Source organism: Pseudomonas sp. NFACC04-2, from assembly GCF_900119265.1.
In the GTDB taxonomy this organism is placed as follows: domain Bacteria; phylum Pseudomonadota; class Gammaproteobacteria; order Pseudomonadales; family Pseudomonadaceae; genus Aquipseudomonas; species Aquipseudomonas fluorescens_AA.
The window spans coordinates 345947-367161 of the sequence record NZ_FPJC01000003.1; the positions used below are offsets into that span (position 1 = coordinate 345947).

18 protein-coding genes are annotated in these 21215 nt (G+C 63.7%); 7 read left to right on the forward strand and 11 right to left on the reverse strand.

What is annotated here, in order from left to right:
• Positions 1-70: 70 nt before the first annotated feature.
• The 3 genes from BT125_RS06050 to BT125_RS06060 all read right to left on the reverse strand — a co-directional run bounded on the left by BT125_RS06050 (position 71) and on the right by BT125_RS06060 (position 2267).
• The gene (locus tag BT125_RS06050; RefSeq protein ID WP_072405637.1) at positions 71-1015 is read right to left on the reverse strand and encodes a FecR domain-containing protein; all 945 of its coding nucleotides are present in this window, start codon (positions 1013-1015) and stop codon (positions 71-73) included.
• A complete protein-coding gene (locus BT125_RS06055; protein WP_072405638.1) occupies positions 1015-1524 on the reverse strand; it encodes a sigma-70 family RNA polymerase sigma factor in 510 nt (169 codons plus the stop codon). The genes BT125_RS06050 and BT125_RS06055 overlap by 1 nt, the downstream gene beginning before the upstream one ends.
• Before the next feature lie 221 nt (positions 1525-1745).
• Positions 1746-2267 carry an SgcJ/EcaC family oxidoreductase gene (locus BT125_RS06060; protein WP_060742280.1) on the reverse strand — a complete coding sequence of 174 codons (522 nt, stop codon included), beginning with the start codon at positions 2265-2267 and terminating at the stop codon, positions 1746-1748.
• Positions 2268-2438: 171 nt separating this feature from the next.
• Between BT125_RS06060 and BT125_RS06065 the strand changes: the two genes are divergently transcribed.
• From BT125_RS06065 to BT125_RS06085, 5 genes are read left to right on the forward strand one after another with little or no spacing between them, the layout of a single operon-like run.
• Positions 2439-3623: a sensor histidine kinase gene (locus BT125_RS06065; RefSeq protein WP_072405739.1), complete on the forward strand. Its 1185-nt coding sequence runs from the start codon at positions 2439-2441 to the stop codon at positions 3621-3623.
• Positions 3620-4288 (forward strand): response regulator, encoded by a 669-nt coding sequence (locus BT125_RS06070; RefSeq protein WP_072405639.1) that lies wholly within the window; start codon positions 3620-3622, stop codon positions 4286-4288. Before BT125_RS06065 ends, BT125_RS06070 begins: the two co-directional genes overlap by 4 nt.
• Positions 4285-6597, forward strand: a complete 2313-nt coding sequence (locus BT125_RS06075; protein ID WP_072405738.1) for an ATP-binding protein — start codon at positions 4285-4287, stop codon at positions 6595-6597. Before BT125_RS06070 ends, BT125_RS06075 begins: the two co-directional genes overlap by 4 nt.
• A complete protein-coding gene (locus BT125_RS06080; protein WP_072405640.1) occupies positions 6594-7061 on the forward strand; it encodes a response regulator in 468 nt (155 codons plus the stop codon). The genes BT125_RS06075 and BT125_RS06080 overlap by 4 nt, the downstream gene beginning before the upstream one ends.
• Positions 7062-7093: 32 nt before the next feature.
• Complete coding sequence (locus BT125_RS06085) at positions 7094-7987, forward strand: AraC family transcriptional regulator (RefSeq protein ID WP_072405641.1); 894 nt, start codon at positions 7094-7096, stop codon at positions 7985-7987.
• Between the two features lie 155 nt (positions 7988-8142).
• Here the strand turns inward: BT125_RS06085 and BT125_RS06090 are convergent, their stop codons facing one another.
• The 5 genes from BT125_RS06090 to BT125_RS06110 form a co-directional block, all read right to left on the reverse strand.
• Positions 8143-8955, reverse strand: a complete 813-nt coding sequence (locus tag BT125_RS06090) for an energy transducer TonB (protein WP_072405642.1) — start codon at positions 8953-8955, stop codon at positions 8143-8145.
• On the reverse strand, positions 8952-9398 hold the full coding sequence (gene tolR / locus BT125_RS06095) for a protein TolR (protein WP_060742274.1): 447 nt from the start codon (positions 9396-9398) through the stop codon (positions 8952-8954). Before tolR ends, BT125_RS06090 begins: the two co-directional genes overlap by 4 nt.
• A 14-nt stretch (positions 9399-9412) precedes the next feature.
• The gene (gene tolQ, locus BT125_RS06100; RefSeq protein WP_072405643.1) at positions 9413-10120 is read right to left on the reverse strand and encodes a protein TolQ; all 708 of its coding nucleotides are present in this window, start codon (positions 10118-10120) and stop codon (positions 9413-9415) included.
• 63 nt (positions 10121-10183) lie between these two features.
• Positions 10184-12100 carry a phytase gene (locus tag BT125_RS06105; protein WP_256573729.1) on the reverse strand — a complete coding sequence of 639 codons (1917 nt, stop codon included), beginning with the start codon at positions 12098-12100 and terminating at the stop codon, positions 10184-10186.
• 103 nt (positions 12101-12203) lie between these two features.
• On the reverse strand, positions 12204-14732 hold the full coding sequence (locus tag BT125_RS06110; RefSeq protein WP_072405645.1) for a TonB-dependent receptor: 2529 nt from the start codon (positions 14730-14732) through the stop codon (positions 12204-12206).
• A gap of 475 nt (positions 14733-15207) precedes the next feature.
• On the opposite strand from BT125_RS06110, the gene BT125_RS06115 reads away from it, so the two are divergent.
• Both BT125_RS06115 and BT125_RS06120 read left to right on the forward strand, forming a co-directional pair.
• Positions 15208-16122 carry a GGDEF domain-containing protein gene (locus BT125_RS06115; RefSeq protein ID WP_072405646.1) on the forward strand — a complete coding sequence of 305 codons (915 nt, stop codon included), beginning with the start codon at positions 15208-15210 and terminating at the stop codon, positions 16120-16122.
• Complete coding sequence (locus tag BT125_RS06120; RefSeq protein WP_072405647.1) at positions 16119-17156, forward strand: AraC family transcriptional regulator; 1038 nt, start codon at positions 16119-16121, stop codon at positions 17154-17156. Before BT125_RS06115 ends, BT125_RS06120 begins: the two co-directional genes overlap by 4 nt.
• Positions 17157-17200: 44 nt before the next feature.
• Here the strand turns inward: BT125_RS06120 and BT125_RS06125 are convergent, their stop codons facing one another.
• The 3 genes from BT125_RS06125 to nirB form a co-directional block, all read right to left on the reverse strand.
• Positions 17201-17641, reverse strand: coding sequence for a CBS domain-containing protein (locus BT125_RS06125; RefSeq protein WP_072405648.1), 441 nt, complete (start codon positions 17639-17641; stop codon positions 17201-17203).
• Positions 17642-17817: 176 nt separating this feature from the next.
• Positions 17818-18204: a nitrite reductase small subunit NirD gene (gene nirD / locus BT125_RS06130; RefSeq protein ID WP_072405649.1), complete on the reverse strand. Its 387-nt coding sequence runs from the start codon at positions 18202-18204 to the stop codon at positions 17818-17820.
• A complete protein-coding gene (nirB, locus tag BT125_RS06135; protein ID WP_072405650.1) occupies positions 18204-20765 on the reverse strand; it encodes a nitrite reductase large subunit NirB in 2562 nt (853 codons plus the stop codon). The genes nirD and nirB overlap by 1 nt, the downstream gene beginning before the upstream one ends.
• Between the last annotated feature and the right edge of the window lie 450 nt (positions 20766-21215).

The window sequence follows — 21215 nt, forward strand, 5'->3', positions numbered from 1 at the left end:
GCGCTCTCGTTTTTGTTCAGTTGCCTTGAATGACAAGCGAGACAAAAAAAGGGGACAGGCCCGACCGGACTCAAGCCAAATTTTTGCGAAGCGTCAACGTGACCCAGTAACGGGTGCGCATATGCACGTCCAGCGGCAGGCTGGCCGCCAGCAGCGCGAGGATTCGATCGGTGTTGTCCAGGCGGAAGCTGCCGCTGATTCGCAGCGGCTCCAGGGTTTCGTCCCAGCGCAACACACCGGGGCGATAGCGGCTCAGTTCCCGCAGGAAACGCCCCAGCGGCTGGTCCTGCGCCACCAGTACTCCGTCACGCCAGCCCAACTGCGCTACATCGAACGCCTGCACCGGCCCCGCGCCCGAAGCCTGGACGTTGACCTGCTGGCCCTCTTCCAAACTCAGCGATGGGCCACGCAGGGGCTGCAGGTACGCCGAACCGCTGGCCACCGACACCCGGCAGTCGCCCTCGCCCAAGTGCAGGCAAACTTCGCCACGATGGATCGTGACGAGCCCATAGGGTGACTGGACGGACAGCGGCGTGCTCCCGGCGAGTTTGAGGGCCATCTCACCGCGCAGCAGCACCAGGCGCCGGGCCTTGAGATCCAGGTCGACGGCACTGTCGGTGTTCAGTTGCAGCGCACTGCCATCGATCAGCGACCAGCGCCGTTGCTCGCCCGTGGCGGTGTGCAAATCAGCGCGCCAGACCTCCAGCGGCAGCTCCCGCCCCAGCAGCCAGGCGGTCGGGACCAACGCGGCGACGCCCAATGCACGCTTGAGCACCGCGCGCCGGGCCAGTACCGGACGGTCCAGGGTTGCCATGCCCAGGGACGCGGGCACCCCGGCGAAACGCTGGCGCAATCGCTGGGCCTTCTGCCAGGCCGCCTCGTGGTGAACGCTACTGTCGCGCCAGCGTTGCAGGGCCGCCGAGTCGAACGCATCCCCGTCGGATTCCATCAGGGTCAACCAACGGGCAGCCGCCCGTGCCGCTTCACGAGCCTCGGGTGATGGCGTCGATGGCATCAGAAGTCCAACAACAGGCAATGCTCATAGGCCTGGGCCATGTAGCGCTTCACGGTACGCTCGGACACTTGCAGGCGCTCGGCGATCTCGCGATAGCCCAGGCCTTCGAGCTGGCTCCATAAAAAAGCCCGCCGCACCAAGGGCGGCAGGCCATCCAGCAACTCGTCCAAGGCTTGCAGGGTTTCCAGCAGCAGCCAACGCTGTTCCGGAGACGGTGCGCAGGCTTCGGGCAGGTTCGCCAAAGCGTCGAGATACGCCTGCTCCAGATTGCGGCGGGTATAGAAATTGCTCAGCAGGCGTTTGCCGACGGTCAGCAGATAGGCCCGGGGCTCTTGCAGGTCCGTCAAGGTCTGGGAACTGGCCAGCACCCGCAGGAAGGTATCCTGGCGCAGGTCCGCCGCATCCCAGGCATTGCCCATGCGCCGTCGCAACCAGCCTTCCAGCCAACTCCCGTGGTCACGGTACAACGCATGGAGGGATTGCTCCGTCGGCGTAACTGCATCACACATGTCCAGAAGCCTGCGCAAGGTCTTAAATGAGACTGATTCTAATTAATGTTCACGCAGGAATCCAAGTTGTTTATGCAAGGTGAGTCTAAAACGGATGCAAGCCCCCTCCCCTGTGGGAGCGAGCTTGCTCGCGATAGCGGTGGTCAGCTTGCTCCATGGCGCTGGGTGGTCGCCATCGCGAGCAAGCTCTCCCCCACAGTCTGGTCTTTGCACATATGCGATCAGTGACTGGCGTGCAAGGTCTTCGGCACTTCCGGCATGGCCGAAGAGTGGTGGTTGATGATCTTCCACTGGCCATCGAGGCGCTCATAGAGGAAGGTGTAGCGCGCCTGGACCTCACGCTTGGAACCATCAGCCTGGGTGAGTGTGAAGGTATAGACACCACTGTCCATCGCCGCGTCGGGACCCAGGTGACGGATTTCCCGGTAGTTGATCTGTCCGACCGGCTTGGCGGCCAGGAAATGCTCGAAGTAGTCCTGGATCTGCGCTGGCGTGTTGCGCACCTTGTTGGAGACGGTCGGTTGCAAAATCGCATCCGGGGCATAGAGGCCGGTCACGGCGGTGGCGCTACCGGTTTGCAGCGCGGCATTCCAGCGATCGAACAGGGCAGCGATTTCCCGGTCATTCACGTTCTTGGGCTGCTCGGCCACTGTGCGATACACGTAGGGTGTGACCTCGACAGCCTGGACAAGCGGCGCACTCAGCAGGAAAAAAGCAGCGATGGCACAGGTTTTCATTTTCATCGGAAAGCTCCTTTGGGTTTCAATGAGCCCACTTTGCCGACCTTCCCGGCTCTCGCCATCGGCCAACCGGTGCCAATCGCCTATGCCATTTGGCAGATAGGCCTGGTGCCGGTGACACGGTCTAATGGCGTCACCGCGAACCGTCCGATCTTTTCCACGCTGGAGCTCCCCATGCAAAGCCCGCCCCATGATCCCGGCAGCGCCCTGGCCATCCGCAGTCAGTATCGCCAGTCGCAAAGCCGTGCCGCGCGCCTGGGGCTGCTGCTGGGCACCGGCCACGAGCTGACGCAGTTGCCCCTGCCGGCCATGCGTCAGCGTGCGCTGCAACGGGCGTGCGCCTTCATGGCGATGGATCACGGCCTGCTGCTGGAGTGGGCGCCGGACAACACGCTGCGCACCCTCGCCAGCCACGGGAGCGCGGAGCGGGTCGACTTCCTCGCCAACCTGGCCCAGCCGCAAACGCCCGGCCCGAATTGGCTGGAATCCCCCGGCAGCGCCCTGCCCCAGGTCTTGCGCATTCCACTGCGCACCTCCGATGGCGTGACGTTCGGGGCGTTGTTGCTGGGCAACAGCGTTGTCCTCGGCGCGCCGGACAACGAAGACATCGAGTCGCTGCAATTGCTGGCGACGCTGTTGGCGGCGCACCTGGAGAACAGCCGCCTGGTCGAAGCGCTACAGGCCCGCGAGCGGACCATGTCCGAGCTGGTCCACCGCTTGTTCAGCGCCCAGGAAGACGAACGCAAGCGCGTGGCCTACGACCTGCACGACGGTCTGGCGCAGAATCTGGCCGGTTTGCACCAGCGCTTGCAGGGCTTCGCCGGTCGTTGCCCGTCGCTAGCGCCGGCGCTGGCGAGCGAGTTGCAGGCCATCCTCGACCTGGCCCAAGGCTGCGTCGGCGAGGGCCGGCAACTGATCGGTGGCCTGCGCCCCCACGTACTGGATGATTTCGGCCTGTACAAAGCCGTCGACAAGGAGGCCGACCGCCTGCGTGACGCGGGCCTGACGGTGAGCTGGGCCGAACACAGCAGCGCGCGCCTGCCGGGCAACACCGAGATCGCCCTGTTTCGCATTGCCCAGGAAGGCATTAACAACATTCTCAAGCACGCCCAGGCCCGTCATGTGGGCTTGGGGCTGGCGGTGGAAGATGGCCACGCCAGCCTGCGGGTGGAAGACGATGGCCGTGGCTTTGCCCTGGAGCAACCCATCGAGACCAACGGCAGTTGTCACCTGGGGCTGGCCGCCATGCAGGAACGCGCCAACCTGCTGGGCGGCCACCTGGCCTGTTGCAGCCAACCCGGCGGCGGCACCCGCCTGCTGGCCAGCGTGCCGCTACCGTCCGCCGGAGTGCAGCCATGAGCCGTCCTTGGCGCCTGCTGCTGGCCGATGATCATGAAGTCACCCGCACCGGCTTTATCAGCATGCTCGCCGACAGCCCGGGGTTCGAAGTCGTCGGCCAGGCCCGCGACGGCCAGGAGGCGCTCGACCTGTGCGAGCGGCTACAGCCGGACATCGCGATTCTCGACATCCGCATGCCCGTCCTCAACGGCCTGGGCGCGGCGCGGATCCTGCAGCAGCGCCAGCCCGGGATCAAAGTGGTGATCTTCACCATGGATGACAGCCCCGACCACCTCGAAGCTGCCATCGGTGCGGGCGCGGTCGGCTACCTGCTCAAGGATGCCAGCCGCGATGAAGTGCTCGACGCCCTCAAGCGGGTCGCCCAAGGCGACGAGGCGCTGAACAGTTCAGTCAGCGCGCGCCTGCTGCGCCGTATGGCCGAGCGCGGTGCCAGTGGCGCCCCCCAGGTCCAGGCTTTGACCGCCCGTGAGCGCCAGGTATTGGGGCTGGTGGCCGGTGGCTTCAGCAATCGTGAAATCGGTGAAAAGCTGGGTATCGCACCCGGCACGGCCAAGGCCCACGTCGAGCGCGTCATCGGCAAACTGGGCGCCGCCGACCGGACCCAGGCCGCCGTGCGCGGCGTCGCCCTGGGGCTGGTGGCGCAACCCGCCGGGCAATGGCCATGAGGTTTCTCGCCGCCCGCCGCTGGGCCGACCTGCCGTTGCGGGGCAAGGCCCTGGTGGTGATTTCCCTGCCCCTGGTGGTCCTGCTGCTGTCGCTGGTGCTGATCTATATCACCGAACGGCAGACTGCACGGGCCGAGGAGGATGTGCGCCGGGTACTGCTCGTCCAGGGTGACATCCAGACGGTCCATACCTTGCTGGCCGAGGCCGCGGCCAGCGTGCGCGGTTACCTGCTGACCCGGCGCGAAGATTTCCTGCCCAGCTACGAACAAGCCACGCCACTGATCCATGGGGCATTGCAGCGCCTGGACCACAACATTCGCGATGCCAGGATGCGCGAGCACCTCAAGACCATCACCCCGCTGATCGCCGACAAACTCGACGGTTTGCTCGCCTTGCGCAACGGCAAGCGTGACGACCCCGAGGCTATCACCGCGATCTTGATCGAAAACAAGCAGGTGCTGGACGTGCTGCGCGAGCAGATCAGCGCTATGCGCATACGTGAGGATGGCCTGCTCGCCGAGCGCAGCGCCGCCGCCTCGGCCACGCGCATGCGCCTGCTGTTCGCCACGTTGCTGGCGGCGGTGTGCGGCTTGCTGGGGGCCATTGTCGCGGTGCTGTTTCTATCCAAAGGCATCGTCGCCCGGGTCCAGCAGGTGCAAGGCAACGCCCAGCGCCTGGCCTTGGGCCAACCTTTGTTGCCGCAACCGCCGGAGCAGGACGAAATCGGCCAACTCGGCACGCGGCTGGTGGAGGCCGGGCAGTTACTCGCCGAACGCGAGCGGGCCCTGCGCGATAACGAGGAGCGCTTGCGGCTGATCATCGACGGGGTGAAGGACTACGGGATCTTCGCGCTGGATGCCCAGGGCTACGTCACCACCTGGAACGCCGGCGCGCAGCGGATCAAGGGCTACACCGAGCAGGAAATCCTTGGCCAGCACTTCTCCCTGTTCTACTTGCCCGAAGAATGCCCGGCGCACCCGGACATGGCCCTGCGCGAAGCCACCCGTGACGGCCATTACATGGAGGAAGGCTGGCGTTGCCGCAAGGACGGCAGCCGTTTCTGGGCCAGCGTGGTCATCACCGCCCAGTACGATGGCACGGGCGCCTTGCGCGGCTTCTCCAAGATCACCCGCGACATCACCGACCGGCGCGCCGCCGAGATCGCCCTGCGCACCGCCCGCGAAGAAGCGGAAAGCGCCAGTCGGGCCAAGAGCGAATTTCTTTCGCGCATGAGCCACGAACTGCGCACGCCACTGAACGCCATCCTGGGTTTCGCTCAACTGCTGGATATGGACTCCACCGCCGGCCAACGCCCCCAGGTCAGCCATATCCTGCGGGCCGGCCAGCACTTGCTGGCGTTGATCAACGAGGTGTTGGACATCGCCCGGATCGAGGCCGGGCGCCTGCCCCTGAACATCGAACCGATCGCCCTGGCGACGGTGCTGCACGAAGCCTTGACGCTGGTTTCACCCATGGCCGCCGACGCTGGGATCCACTTGATCGACCTGCCTGCACTGCCCGACGACAGCGGCGTGCTTGCCGACCGCCAGCGCTTGGTGCAGGTATTGCTCAACCTGTTGTCCAACGCCATCAAGTACAACCGGCCCGGCGGCGAGGTGCGCATCGAAGTGAGCGTGCAGGCCCGCGAGGTGAGCATCGCCGTCCACGATACCGGCCATGGCATCGCCCCTGAACAACTGGGCCAGCTGTTCAAGCCCTTCGAACGGCTGGGCGCCGATCCGCAGGTCGAAGGCACCGGCCTTGGCTTGTCCTTGAGCAAGAACCTGCTGGAGATGATGCAGGGCAACCTGCAGGTTCACAGCGAGCCCGGACACGGGTGCTGTTTTACCCTGCAGTTGCCCGCCACCCAGGTGATCGGCACGCACTTGCCGCCCATCGCCGCCCTGGCCGTGACGCGCGCGCCCGTGGATTACCACGGCAAAATCCTCTGTATCGAAGATAACCTGTCGAGCCTTGCGCTGATCGAAACCCTGATGCAGCGCCGTCCCGGCATCCAGCTGTTATCGAGCATGCAAGGCCAGATGGGGCTCGACCTCGCCCGCCAGCACTCGCCGCAACTGATCCTGCTGGACGTCACCCTGCCCGACCTGGAAGGCCTGGAAGTCTTGCGGCGCCTGCGCCAATCCCCAACCACCGCGACCACGCCGGTACTGATGATCACCGCCGATGCCAGCGACCTGACCCACCGTGCCCTGCGCGACGCCGGGGCCACGGCGATCCTGACCAAACCTATCCATATCCAGGCCTTTCTCGGCCACCTCGAGCACTATCTACCGGAGCCCGCATGAATCGCGACTTGCGCATTCTGATCGTCGACGATCAGCGCCCCAACCTGGACCTGATGGAACAACTGCTGGCCCGCGAAGGGCTGCATAATGTGCTGAGCAGCACCGAGCCCTTGCGTACGCTCGACCTGTTCAACAGCTTCGAGCCGGACCTGGTCATCCTCGACCTGCACATGCCAGCATTCGACGGTTTTGCCGTGCTGGAACAACTGAACCGGCGCATCCCGGCCAACGACTACTTACCGATCCTGGTCCTGACCGCCGACGCGACCCGTGACACCCGCCTGCGGGCCTTGGCCCTCGGCGCTCGGGACTTCATCAGCAAACCCCTGGATGCACTGGAAACCATGCTGCGCATCTGGAACCTGCTGGAAACCCGGGCGCTCTATAAAGCGTTGCGCGAGTTGATCCCGTCCCAGCAGATCGAACTGTTGCGCCAGCACCGTCCCACCGCCAACCCGGTCTAGTCTGGCGACCGTTTCATCGAGGCCATCGAAGCATGGAAGTCACCGAACGAACATCGGCAAACGGCCTGCAAGCGCACATTCGCGGCGAACGCCTGGCCACCTCCGACGGCGTATCGAGCAAGGATATCCTGGTGGAGATCTTTGTCCGTGAGCGTTGCGAAGCCCACATCGTCGTGCCCGCAGTGGCCGAACCGTTGCTTGTCTGGGTGTTGTCCGGGCAAGCCATCGTCGAGGAGCGCACCGCCCACGAGCCGTGGGAAGCGAATACGGTCGGCCGCGGGGATTTTTTCCTGACCACCTCCCCTGTGCCTTATGAAATGCGCTGGAAAGCGACCAGCCTTGAGCCGTTCGTGGTCATGCATGTGTATTTGGGCCTGGCGTTGCTGGAGCGCGCCATCGCCGAAGCAGGCGGCGGCGCGATCCAGCTGCGGGAAGTCTCGGGCGGACGGGATGACGTGCTCTCGGCCCTGCTGGAACAGATCCGGGAGGAACTGAGCCGACGCGGTGAAACCAGTGCCTTGCTGGTCCAGGGCGTGGCGCAATGCGTGGCGGTGCACCTGGCGCGGCATTATATGGATGCCGGGGCCGAGGACATGTCCGGCCGCAACGCCCTGCCCGCCTTCAAACTCAAGCGGGTGATCCAGTTAATGGAACAACACCTGGCCGAACCCTTCAACCTCGGTGACCTGGCCCGGGCCATCGGCCTGAGCGAATACCACTTCAGCCGCCTGTTCAAGCGCGCCACCGGGCGCTCGCCCTCGCAGTACTTCATCCACCTGAGAATGACCCGGGCCCGGCAACTGCTGATCGAAACCGAGCGCAGCATCATCGATATCGGCCTGGAAGTCGGCTATGGCAGCGCCAGTCACTTCTCCCAGGTATTCCGTCGCGAAGTGGGCGTGGCGCCGAGTCATTACCGCAAGTAAAGGCCTGACGGCGCCACAACAATGTGGCCGCACATAACCCCCTGCGGGAGCGAGCTTGCTCGCGATAGCGTCAGACCAGTCAACATTGCTGGCAACTGATCCACCGCTATCGCGAGCAAGTTCGCTCCCACAGGTATTTTCTGCCAGGCCTGTGTTCATTTGATCCGGTAATGAAAGGTATTGCGCACCGCCGGCACCGTCACCGCCTTGCCATCGATGATTCGCGGCTGATAACGGAACGTCTGGGCCGCGGCCAGGGACGGGCGGATGAACAACGGGTGGCAGCCGTCGAGTACCTTGGGACTGTCGATCCGCCCGTCCGGCGTCACGCTGTATTCCACGGTGCAATCGCCCTCCAGGCCCTTGTCCAGGGCCCGTTGCGGATAATCCGGGGCTTGCTTGCTCAGGGGCTGATAGCTGCGGCTGTCGGCGACGTCCTGGCGCGCCTGCCCGGCCTGGCGTTGCTCGGCGAGTGCTTGGGCCTGCCGGGCCTGGCGCTGTTGTTCGGCGGCCTGCTGCTTGGCGTCTTGCCTGCGCCGCTCCCCTTCCAGGCGTTCGCGCTGCTGCTGTTGGGCCTGCTGCTCGCGTTTCTGTTCCTCGACCCGTTTGCGTGCCAGCGCCGCCTGTTCCAGCTTATGCGCCTGGACTCGCGGGTCGACAAGCGGCTTGGTGGGGACAGGAAGTGGCGCTTGCGTGGGTGGCGGCACGGGTTCGACCAGGGGTGGTGCAACAGGTATGACAGCCGCCGGTGCGGGCGTCGGCGCGGCCGGCAACATCACCAGTTGCGTACGCAACACCCGCGACGTCTCGGCGACGGGCTTCTCCACGTTCCACCCCAACACCAATAGCGCAGCTATTGCGGCGTGCAGAGCGACGGCCAGTCCCGCCGCCAGGCTGTTTCTCCAAAAACCGTGGCGGCTCAACGCGGTTACGCTCAAGGCGGGACTGTGCATGATCATCGCCGTCATTGCGGCGCCTCGGTCACCAGCCCCAGGTTACTCACGCCGCCCTGCTGCAAGGCGGCCATGGCCGCAACGACCCGGCCGTAATCGGCATGATCATCGGCACGGATGTACACCTGGGTATCGCTGCGCTCAGCCACGACCTGCGCCACCTTGGCGCGCATCTGCTCCAGGTCCACGGCGCTGTCGGTCTGGTGACGGGTGTCCAGTTCACCGCCCAGGTTCCAGTAGTAACCGCCTTCGGCCTTTACCGACAGGGTGAGGATTTGCTGGCGACTGTCGGTGGCCAGCGCTTCGCTCGCGACCTTGGGCAGTTCGATCTTCACGCCCTGGGTCAGCATCGGCGCGGTGACCATGAAAATCACCAGCAGCACCAACATCACGTCGATGTACGGCACCACGTTCATCTCGGCCTTGGGACCGTGCTTGCGTTGTGGCTTGACGAGCATCTTGTCCTCTCCTTTCAAGCGGCCGAGGCCAGGTTCACCGGGGCGCCGTGCAGCTTGCGGTGCAGACGCGCCTGCAGTTCGTTGCCAAACCCGTAGTAACGGGTCAGCAGGGTCTGGCCGCGGGCGGAAAAACGGTTGTAGGCAATTACCGCGGGGATCGCCGCGAACAAGCCGATGGCCGTGGCGATCAGCGCTTCTGCGATGCCCGGTGCCACGGTGGAAAGGCTGGCCTGTTGCACCTGGGACAGGCCGAGGAACGCATTCATGATCCCCCAGACCGTGCCGAACAAGCCGATGTAAGGACTGACCGAACCGACGGTGGCGAGAAACTGCAAACCTTTCTCCAAGTTCACTTCCTGTTCGCTGATCGCCACCTGCAGCGAACGCTCGACGCCTTCGAGCACCACCTCGGGCGAGCAGGTAGGCTGGTTAAGCTGAGTGAAGGCCAGCAAGCCTGCCTGGAAAATCGGCGTGACGCCGCCCTCGTCTTCACGTATTTGTGCGTGTTCCCGGTACAGGGGCAACAGGTCCTGGGCGCTGCGAAAACGTTGCATGAAAGCGTTGAGCTGTCGCTCGTTGCGCTGCAGCACGCCACTGCGCTGAATGATCAGGTACCAGCTCAATAGCGAGGCCAGCAGCAAGGTGAGCATGACCGCCTTGACCAGCAGACTCGCGTCACTGATCAGGCCCCAGATTGTCATGTGTTCCAAAGTGGCTTGCATGGTAGAGCTCCTGTCTGGCTGCTATTCGATGAAATGTTCGTGACCGGTTGATGACCGTGCCGCTCAAGGCAGACGCAAGGCTTTCGCCACGTCGGCCCAAGGCACGAACTTGAAGTTCTGGGTTTGTTCGGGCATGCGCTTGCGGCCGTCCTGGACCACCAGCAAGCCCTGGCTCCAAGGCCCGCCGAGGTTCACCGAGGTCACCTCCAGGCCATCGGTTTCCGACGCGCCATCAATGCCCGCCGCTGCGTTCAGGCCGACCCGGAACGTCCCCCGCACGGCGAACGGAGGCTCGGCATCGAGCACCAGATAGCTGTCGTTGCCTTGGCTGGAGATCACCAGGTAGTCGCGCCCCTTGGCCTGGTACAAGGCCATGCCCTCGACGTCAGCGTGCAACGACGGGCCAACTCTGATCACACTGCTCAAGGTCGCCGGCTGGTCGGCCCGGGCATCCAGCGCCCAGACCCCCACATCCTCCTCACCGAGAAACAAGCGTTGGCGCTGCTCATCGGCCACGCAGCCTTCGGGCTGGCTGTCGACGCTGAACTGGCGCACCAACTGGCCTTGCACCACGCCGTCCGGTGCGCTCAGGCGGTATTGCACAAAGCGCCCGTCCTTGCCGTTGGCGAAGGCGTACAGCTCACCTTCGGCGGGCTGGAACAGGCAGATGCCGTAGATGCCCTTCAATGACGTCGTAATCTCCCCCGCTTCGCGCAACTCGCCACTGGCGCGGTCGATGCTGAACAAGCTCAAGCTGTTGCGATCGCGGTTGCTGGCCACCGCCAGATCGACGGTTTGCGTGCCCAGCTTGAAATTCGCCCGCACATCGACGTTGTTCAGGCGCCCGACCGGCAGCTCCTGCAGCAACTTTCCTTGCAGGTCATAGGCCAGCAGGCCTTGCTTTTTGTTAGTGCCCAACACCCGGCTCAAGCCCGGCGTGGTCGGATGCACCCAGATCGCCGGGTCATCCGCGGCATCGCCCTGGCGGGCCACCGGCTCGCTCTGGGCGATGGCAGCCACCGTGGGCAGTACCGGCGGTAAGGGCATGGGCGTGGGTTGCCAGTTGAGTTCTCCCTGATACAGGCGCCCGTCATCATCGTCGCGCAGCAGCACCTCGATACCGGTTTTCGTCCGGCGTGCCGCAAGGCTTTCCGGCTCCTTCAGGCCCGGCAGCGACAGCGTGGCGCGGGGTGTCCAGCCTTTGCCGTCCTGTTGATACAGGTGCAACTGCACAACCTCTGGATCGAGGCCCAATACGCCACCGGGCAATACCGCCAAGGCGCCGGCCGCCTGCTGGATATCGCCGAACGGCGCACGCATCGCCACGGGCACCCGCACGGTCTCAGCCTCGGAGAATGCCGGGTAGGCCCACCAGCCTATCCGCTCTTCGTTGACGAACAATTGCTGGCTGGCGTCCTGCACTTGGCAGGTCTTGGCGTCCGGTGGCAGTGGCAGGCCACGCACCCGTTGGGCGTTCGCCCCCAGCTCTTCGCCGGCGCCCACCAGCCATTGCTCGCCCTTGCCCTCTTCCCCCATCAGGAACACAAACAGGTTGTTCGCCTCGTCGCGGTACAGGCACAGGCCGTTTACCGGGAAGTCCCGCGTGGGCAGGTACAGTGGCGTGCCCCACTGACGGCTTTGTGGGTCGAGGCTGACGACCATGGCTTGCTGGCGCTGGCTGTCGAGGCTGGCGACCAGCACCTTCGCGCCCAGGAGCCGACTGTCGAGGCCGTCGAAGGCACCTTTCAGGCGCGTCAGCTCGCGCCCTTGGCCATCGAGCAAGAACAGACCCTCGCGGGCACTGGCCAGTCGCTCGGTGGTTGCAGCGCCAGGCAGGAATGCCAAGGCGTTGAGAGACAGCTCCTGGGATTGAGGCCAGGCTTGCAGCGTTAGCTTGGGCGTCGGGGAAGCCGCCAGGGCTGCGGTCGATGCCAGGCCGATCAGCATCGCCAGCAGGCCGCGCTTGGGTAAAGACAACATCGTGCTCAACGGGAAAATCCTTGTCATTGGGCCAACTTCAGAAATGGCATGTTCACTATTCCCGTGGCGAGGGAGCTTGCTCTCTCGCCACGGGCATCGAAGTTCAGAAATGGGTAAAGGTCAGCCCCAGCTTGTACGTCGGGCCGTACTCTTCGTACTGGCCGTTATAGGAGCGGTGGCCGGTGTAGACGAAATACGACTCGTCGGTGAGGTTCTGGGCCTCGAGGCTGACTTGCAGGTTCTTGGTCAGCGAATAACGCGCGCTGAAATCGACGAAGGTCTGGGCGTCTACGTGCAGGTCATGGTCGCGGTCGCCGATGGACGCCAGCTCGAACAGGTACGCTGACTTGTAGTTGGCCGACAGCCGCAGGCTCAGCTTGTCGTTTTCCCAACCCAGCATCAGGTTGCCGACCGTGTCCGACTGGTTCGGCAGGTCGATGCTGCGCTTGCGCTGGGTACCGCTGGCCTGGTCGAAGCCCTCGATCTCGGCGTCCGAACGGCTGAAGGTGGTGTTGGCCCCCAACAGCAGCCCGTTCCAGGGGGCCGGCAGCCAGTCGAATTTTTGCGAGTAGGCCAATTCCAGGCCGTACAGCTTGGCACTGTCGCCATTGGCGTAGCTGTGGGCTTCTGAAAAATCGGTCCAGGCGCCCGTACCGGCCAGGTCGGTGTTGTAGACGAAATTCTTGATGTCCTTGTAGAACACGAAGGCCGAGACCGTGCCGGCGTGGCCCATGAAATGCTCGATACCCAGGTCCAGGTTGCTCGATTCCAGCGGCTTGAGCTCCGGGTTGCCGAAAGTGGCCTCGTCATCGTCGATGACAAAACCTGGCGCCAATTGCCCGAAGGTTGGACGCACCACGGACTTGGTCCAGGCCGCACGCACCTGGGTGTTCTTGTCCAATTGGTAGCGCGCGTGCAGGCCCGGCAACCAATGGTGATACTTGCGACGGGTCTCGGTATCGGTGAAGACCCCGTCAGTGGCGCCGCTGCCCTTGGCTTCGAATTCGGTACCTTCGTAGCGCATGCCAGCGATGAAGCGCCAATCATCGATGTCGACGGTGTTCATCAGGTACGCGGCATTGATGTCCTCGCTCATCTTGAAGTCGTTGACTCGTGACTCTTGCTCATCAAAAAACTCGTCGCGGTTCAGACCGCCCAGCAACTGCTTGATGGCATCGGCGCTGATACCCGGGCCGAAGCGACCGAGACGGTAGTCCACGGTACCTTTGTGGAACTGCCCGAGGTTCAGTTGCTCGTCGGTGAAACCCAGGTCGTCGAAATCCTCGTAGACCCAGGCGTCCAGGTCGTTGTCCTTGTCCCGCCGGCTGACTTTGCCACCGAATTTGACCTGGGACGCATAGCCGCTGAAGTCATAGTCCCGGGCCAGGTCCAGACGCAGGTTTTTCTCGGTGTCGGTGGTCTTCTGCGCTTCCCAGTCCACCTTGTCGAGGCTGAAGTTGGCCGGATCGTAGAACCCCGAGCCGATGATCGGCCGCGGTTTGTCGTTGTCGTAGAAACCACCGTTGAAACCATCGATGCCTTCGAAGGTGGCACCGGCAATGTGGCCGGGGCTGTCTTCGCTGGATTGGCTGTAGCCGCCCTGGCCACTCAGGGTCCAGAGACCGAACAGGCGCTCGCCACCAAGTACGTAGGATTGGATTTCCTGGGTTTCTTCACGTTGCTTGAGTTTGCGCTCGCCCTCGGCGTCCCCCAGTTGCCCGGCGGCTTGCGGGTCTTCAAAGGCGATGCTGGCGGCGTTGCGGGTTTCGCTGTCCTTGTAACGGCTGTACAGCGTGCGCAGGTAATAGCTGCTGAAGTCGTCGGGCTTGTAGTCGAAATTCAAGCCGCCACCGGCCCGCTCGCGGCGGATGTCGTAGTCACGCTGTTCGAACTCTTCGAGGCGTGAACCCTGCGCGAAATCCCAGGCACCGCCGGTTTCGACGTTGTCCGAACCGAAGTCGCGCTTTTGCCAGCTCAGCGCCGCGGCCACGCCAAAGTTGTCGATACCATCGCCAAGGCTGAAACGATCGCTGATGGCGCCGGAGAATTTCGGGCTGGTCTGGCCGGTGTTCTTGTCATAGCTGGCTTCGCTGCTGCCGGTGTAGAACAGCCCCTTGTGGTCGAAGGCCGAGAGGCTTTTCACATCCAGCGTACCGCCCAGGGAGTTGGCGTCCATGTCCGGCGTCAGGGTCTTGATCACCGACAACGACTGCACCAGTTCCGAGGGCAACACATCCAGGGCAACGGCGCGACGCTCACTTTCCGGAGCCGGCACCAGGGTGCCGTTGATGGTCACGCTGTTGAGGTCCGGCCCCAGGCCACGCACGCTGACAAACCGGCCTTCGCCCTGGTCGCGCTCGACGCTGACTCCGGGCAGGCGCTGCACCGCTTCGGCGACGTTTTCATCCGGCAACTGCGCCACGCCGTCGGCATGCACGACGCTCTTGATGCTGTCGGCGCTGCGCTGTTCCTTGAGGGCCTGGTCGATACTCGCCGCCTGGCCGACCACTTCAACGTGTTCCGTGGCGCCGGACGCTTGCTCGGCGGCATTCAGTCGTTCGCTGGCAATGGCCAACGCCAACGCAGTGAAGGTGAAACCGACGAGCCCGGCGGTGCTTGTGCGGTGGTACATGGTGATCCTCCCCAGGAATCCGGAAATCCGCCAGGCAGTGGCCCGGCAACTGGGAGGGCACGCTAGGGGTGGGGAATGACGGTTCTGTGACAGGGGTTGGCTGGAAGGGGGAAAACGAGCTGATGTGAGGGGTTTGACGGGCAGGAATGAGCTTAAATGACCTGCTGGATCAGCGATCGAAGACTTCGCGGCGAGGGGGCTCGCCACTCCCGTAGGAGCTGTCGAGTGCAACGAGGCTGCGATCTTCCCCAGTCACTTGAATCTCAAGCGAAAAATCAAAAGATCGCAGGCTTCGCCAGCTCCTACAGAGTCGAGCGGAAGCAAGCTCCCTCGCCACAGGGCAGTGTTGCCGCAAAAAAACCGGATGACCGATGAGCTGATTCGACCTCCCCTACCCCGTTACCCGCCGTCACCGCACTGTCACATCCATCTGCTGTGCTGGGCCGCATTCCGCTTCTGGCAAAGGACTTCGGCCATGTTCTCCGTGCTTCGCCCGCACCGCTTCAAACTCGCCCTGCTTCTGCTGGCGGCCAACCTCGGGCTGATCCTGCATTTGGCCAGCGGCGAACTCAAACCCATCGCCGAATGGGTCTGGCTGGATATTCTCGGCGAAGGTGGCTCGGCGCTGCTGGCGTTGGTCTGGCTGGGGCTCGTATTGAAAAGCCGCCCGGCCGGGCGGGTGACCAACTACCTGATCCTGGGCCTGGGCTGCATCTTCTTTTCCTGGTGGATCGACAGCCTCGACGAATTCATCCGCTTGCCCGACAGCATCACTTGGGATCACTGGCTCGAATCCGGCCCCATGCCGGTGGGCATGATCCTGCTGACCCTCGGCATCTATCACTGGCATCGCGAACAGCTGGCGATCAACGGGCAAATGGAGAAGCGCGAGCGACTGTTCCGCGAGCACCGCCTGTTCGACAAACTGACGCCGTTGGGGGGCGCCGACTTTCTCAAGCACGAGCTGTCCGCCAGTCTGGAAGACAGCCGGCGGCGCCAGCAGCCATTGTCGTTGCTGGCCCTGGACCTGGACAACTTCACCGCCATCAACCAACGCTTCGGCCACGGCGAAGGCGATGCGGTGTTGCAGGCGATCAGTCAGTTGCTGGTCTTGAACCTGCGTCGCCAGGATCTGCTGTGCCGCCTGGCCGGTGATCGCTTCGTGGTGCTATTGCCCGACACTGGCGAGAGCCAGGCCAGGCGCCTGGCCCTGGAGCTGGAAATCGCGGTGCGCAGCCTGGCCCACAAGACCCGGCAACACAGCGAGCGCTTGCAACTGGCCGCCAGCACGGCGGTGGTGATGGCGTTCGACGAAGGCCCCGACGCCTTGCTCAAACGCCTGAACCTGGCACTTGCCCAGTCCCGGACCACGCTGGCGAAAAGCGCATGACGCTCAAGACCTGCTGGTACGAAACCGACAGCCGCTTCATTCCGGGGCACTATCAGCCTGCCGCGCTGATCGACCTGGCGCTGTCGCGGGACATCGACAGCCATCGCCTTCTGCGCGGCACCGGACTGTTCCATGACGATATCCTCGCCGGACAGAGCCGCATCAGCCCGCAGCAATTCCTCGGCCTGATCGACAACAGCCGGCGCCTGCTGGATGCCAGCGACAGCAGCTTCCTGTTGGGCCAGCGGCTGTTGCCCGGCCACTACGGACCCGCGAGCCACGCCTTGCGCCACGCACAGAATCTGCATCAGGCCCTGCAAAGCCTGATCGACCAACAGGCGCTGCTCAGTCCGTTGGCAGCCCCGCGCCTGTTGCTGGACGAGCACTACGCCTATGTCCATTGGCTGGACAGCTGCGGCGCCGGGGAACAATGGCGCTTCGTGCTGGAGGCGAGCATGACCTCGATGGTTGCGATGAGCGCCTGGCTCAGCGGTGAACGCCTGCCCTGGCAGTGCAGTTTTCGCCACAGCGAGCCGCGTTACGTCGAGCAGTATTGGGTGCACCTGGGCGAGCACACGCAATTCGACCGTCCCCTGGACCTGATGCGCCTGCCCCGCCACTGCCTCGCCCAGCCCTGGCCCAACGTGTCGGCCACCGCCGGCCAGGTGGCACGGATCGAAGCCCAGGATCAGCTCGACCAACTGGGCTTCGCGTCAAGCTTCCTGGATTGCCTCTACGACTACTTGCACGCCCATGTGCAGCAGACGCCAAGCCTGGAACAAACCGCCCAGGCCTTCGCCATGAGCCCGGCGACCCTCAAGCGAAAATTGCACAAGCACCACTCCGGGTTCCAGCAACAGGTCGACCGGGTGCACACCCACGTGGCTTTGTATCTGTATCAGGTCAAGGGGTTCAGCAACGAGGAAGTAGCGCAGTACTTGCGCTTCAACGATACGGCGAACTTCCGTCGCTCGTTCAAGCGCTGGACCGGCAGCACGCCGAATCTGATCCGGCAGTTGCTGATGCTGGGCTGAACAGTGAGAACAGACCTGCCCCCACAGATAAATTCCCTATGGGCTCAGTGCCCGCGAATGTAGTGTTCCAACTGCCGGATCAGGTCGGCCTGCTCGACAATCGCCTCTTTCACCAGGTCGCCAATGGACAGCAGGCCGATCAACTGCCCGTTATCCAGCACCGGCAAGTGCCGCAAGTGGCTGTCGGTCATGACTGCCATGCAGCGGTCGATGCTCTGCTGGCTGTCGGCGGTGACCACCGGGGCGCTCATGATGGTGCGCACCGTCGTACCCACCGACGACCGCCCCTTGAGGACCATCTTGCGCGCGTAGTCCCGCTCGCTGAACACGCCCACCACCTGGCCGTCCTCGATCACCGGCAATGCACCGACGTTTTTTTCGGCCATGATCCGCAGCGCTTCGAGCACCGTCTGCTCCGGCGCGATGCTGTGGACCTGCTGGTTCTGCACACTTTTGAGTCGCACCAGTTGGGCAGCGGTTTTCATTGTTCATCCCCACATTCAGCCAAAGGCATGCTCGAACATCATGCTGTCAGTTAAAACACCCCCTGTGGGAGCGAGCTTGCTCGCGATAGCGTTGGCTCAGCAGCAGGCTTGTCGACTGATGCACCACCATCGCGAGCAAGCTCCCACAGGTTTTCATTCAGCTTTCAACTCACGGATCAGTCCTCGCCAATCTCCACCACATCGCCATTCAAGCGTACCGGCCACACCCGCAGGCTTTGCTCCGGATATTCCAGGCAATGGCCGTCTTCCAGGCGGAAATGCTGCTTGTACATCGGCGAGGCAATCACCAGGTCACCCTTGATGCTGCCCAGCAAGCCGCGGCCGATGACGTTCGCACCAGACTTGGGGTCGCGGTTGTCGATGGCGTACAGCGGCCTGTCCTCATGTTCCGGCAGATAGAGCAACGCCACTTGGCTGCCGTCGTGCCAGGCGACCACGCCGGAGTTGGGCACCAGGTCGGCGCGGCTGCACAGGGCACGCCACTGCAAGGGCTCCCGGGCGACATCGCGGGCGGGAATACGAACGACGTTTGACTGGCTCATCAGAGCACCTCCTCGGTAACGGGAATCAGGTGAAGTTCATGGGCGTGAACCGGCCGACGCTGGCCGCGCTCGCGGACGAAGTGAACGTCCGGATCGCCGCGCTTGTCGTTGACAAAAGTGCGGAAACGCTTGAGCTTCTCCGGGTCCTTCAAGGCGTTGGCCCATTCGCATTCGTAGCGATCGACCACCAGTTGCATCTGGGCTTCAAGCTCGGCGCCCAGGCCCAGGCTGTCGTGGATGATCACGTCCTTGAGGTAGTCCAGGCCACCTTCCAGACTTTCGCGCCAGACCGAGGTCCGTTGCAGTTTGTCGGCGGTGCGGATGTAGAACATCAGGAAACGGTCGATGTAGCGGATCAGCGTGGCATCATCCAGGTCGGTGGCGAACAGCTCGGCGTGACGCGGGCGCATGCCGCCGTTGCCGGCCACGTAGAGGTTCCAGCCCTTCTCGGTGGCGATCACGCCGACGTCCTTGCTCTGGGCCTCGGCGCACTCACGGGTGCAACCGGACACGGCGAACTTGAGCTTATGCGGCGAGCGCAGGCCTTTGTAGCGGTCCTCGATGGTCAGCGCCATCTGCACACTGTCCTGCACGCCGTAGCGGCACCAGGTACTGCCCACACAGGATTTCACCGTACGGGTGGATTTGCCGTAGGCATGGCCGGTTTCGAAACCGGCTTCGATCAGCTCGGCCCAGATGTCCGGCAACTGGTGCAACTGGGCGCCGAAAAGGTCGATGCGCTGGCCGCCGGTGATCTTGGTGTAGAGGTCGTATTTCTTGGCGACCACGCCAATGGCGATCAGTTTGTCGGCGGTGATTTCCCCGCCGGCGATGCGTGGCACCACCGAGTAGGTGCCGTTTTTCTGCATGTTCGCCATGAAGGTGTCGTTGGTGTCCTGCAGCGCCACCAGGGACGGGTCCATGATCGGCTGGTTCCAGCACGACGCCAGGATCGAGCCCACCGCCGGCTTGCACAGGTCGCAGCCGGTGTGACCTCGACCGTGCTTGGCCAACAGTTCTTCGAAACTGAGGATGCCTTCAACGCGCACCAGCGCATACAGCTCCTGGCGGGTGTAGGCGAAGTGTTCGCACAGGCTCTTGTCGACGCTGACGCCGCGGGCAATCAATTCGTGCTCGAACACTTGCTTGACCAGGGCCGCGCAACCACCGCAACCGGTACCGGCCTTGGTGTCGCATTTGAGCTGGCCGAGATCGGTGCAGCCGCCATCGATGGCCGAACAGATCGAGCCCTTGGTGACGTTGTGGCACGAGCAAATCGTGGCGGTTTCGGGCAACGCCGCCGGGCCCAGGGTCGGGGCGCCTTCGGACGATGGCAGGATCAGGCTGGCAGCGTCCTTGGGCAAGGCGATGCCGTTCTGCATGTATTGCAGCAGGGTGTCGTAGTAGCTGTTGTCCCCCACCAGCACCGCGCCGATCACGCGCTTGCCGGCGGCGTCCACCACCAGCCGCCGGTAACTGGCGCTGGTTTCGTCGATGAACTGGAAGCTGCGCGAACCTGGAGTGTTGCCATGGGCATCGCCGATGGAGCCGACGTCCACGCCCAGTAACTTGAGCTTGGTGGACATGTCGGCACCGGTAAAGGCTTCAGCGCTTTCGCCGCACAGCCGGGCCGCGACGCTGCGGGCCATCTGGTAACCCGGGGCGACCAGGCCGAAAATGCTGCCGTTCCAGGCTGCGCATTCGCCGATGGCGTAAATGTCCGGATCGCTGCTCTGGCAATGATCGTCGATCACCACGCCACCGCGCGGGCCGATCTGCAGGTCGCTCTGGCGAGCCAGGGCATCCTGGGCGCGAATACCGGCGGAAAACACGATGAGGTCGGTTTCCAGGAAATCGTCGTCGCCGAAATTCATCCGATAACGGTACTGCTCACCGGCGCTGATGGACTGGGTGCCCTTGGACAAGTGCACACCGACGCCCAGGCTTTCGATGCGCGCCTTGAGGGCCAAGCCACCCTGCGTGTCCAACTGCACCGGCATCAGCCGTGGCGCGAATTCCACCACATGGGCTTCCAGGCCCAGGGTCTTGAGGGCGTTGGCCGCTTCCAGGCCCAGCAGGCCGCCACCGACCACCACGCCGCGGCGGGCATTGCTGGCAGCGGCGCGGATCGCATCCAGGTCTTCCAGGGTGCGGTAGACCAGGCAAGAATCTCCCTCGGCGCCCTGGATCGGCGGCACGAACGGGTAGGAACCGGTGGCGAGCACCAGTTTGTCGTAGCTGATGCGCTCCCGGGCGGTGACGACCTGGCGCGCCTGGCGGTCGATTTCCAGCACGGGTACGCCCAGGTGCAACGAGACGCCGGGGGTCTGGTACAACGACGCGTCGCCCAGGGCCAGGGACTCGGCATCACGCCCGGAGAAGTACTCGGACAGGTGCACGCGGTCGTAGGCACGCATCGGCTCTTCGCTGAACACATGCACGCGGTAATGATTGAGGGCACCACGTTCGATCAGTTGCTCGACGCAGTGATGGCCGACCATGCCATTGCCGATCACGATCAGCGTTTGCAGCTTGTTCAGAGAAGCAACGTTGGAATTCATAAAAAGCACCCGACAAAAGCCCATCACGATTTTGAAAGCAAAAAAAAGACGCCTGAAACCTTGCGGTTCCAGGCGTCTTTGCCTGTTCTGTGCGGTATCGGCCCGGCGACTGCGCCTTGACCTACCGATGTCCCCCGGCCTGCTGGCGCTCGATCTTCGTTGACCGACGGGGCTGCCCACTCGACTGTGTTCACGGTGGGCCTGGATAGCCTCTTGCAGCGAGCGTGCCAAACCTCATCCGCGACTGTATTCACAACCCCGCATTCGCCGACGATCCCAGTGGGAGCGGGCCTGACCGCGACACCGCAGGCTCAGCCACCGCAAGCTCATCGGCCTGCTGCGCCGTTTCGCAGGCACCGCCAACTGCCTTGCGATGGTGCGATCACCCCGCCTACGGCTTCATAAAAGTGCAATCGTTCGAACCCGCCGTTCACCGTAAGACCGTCATCG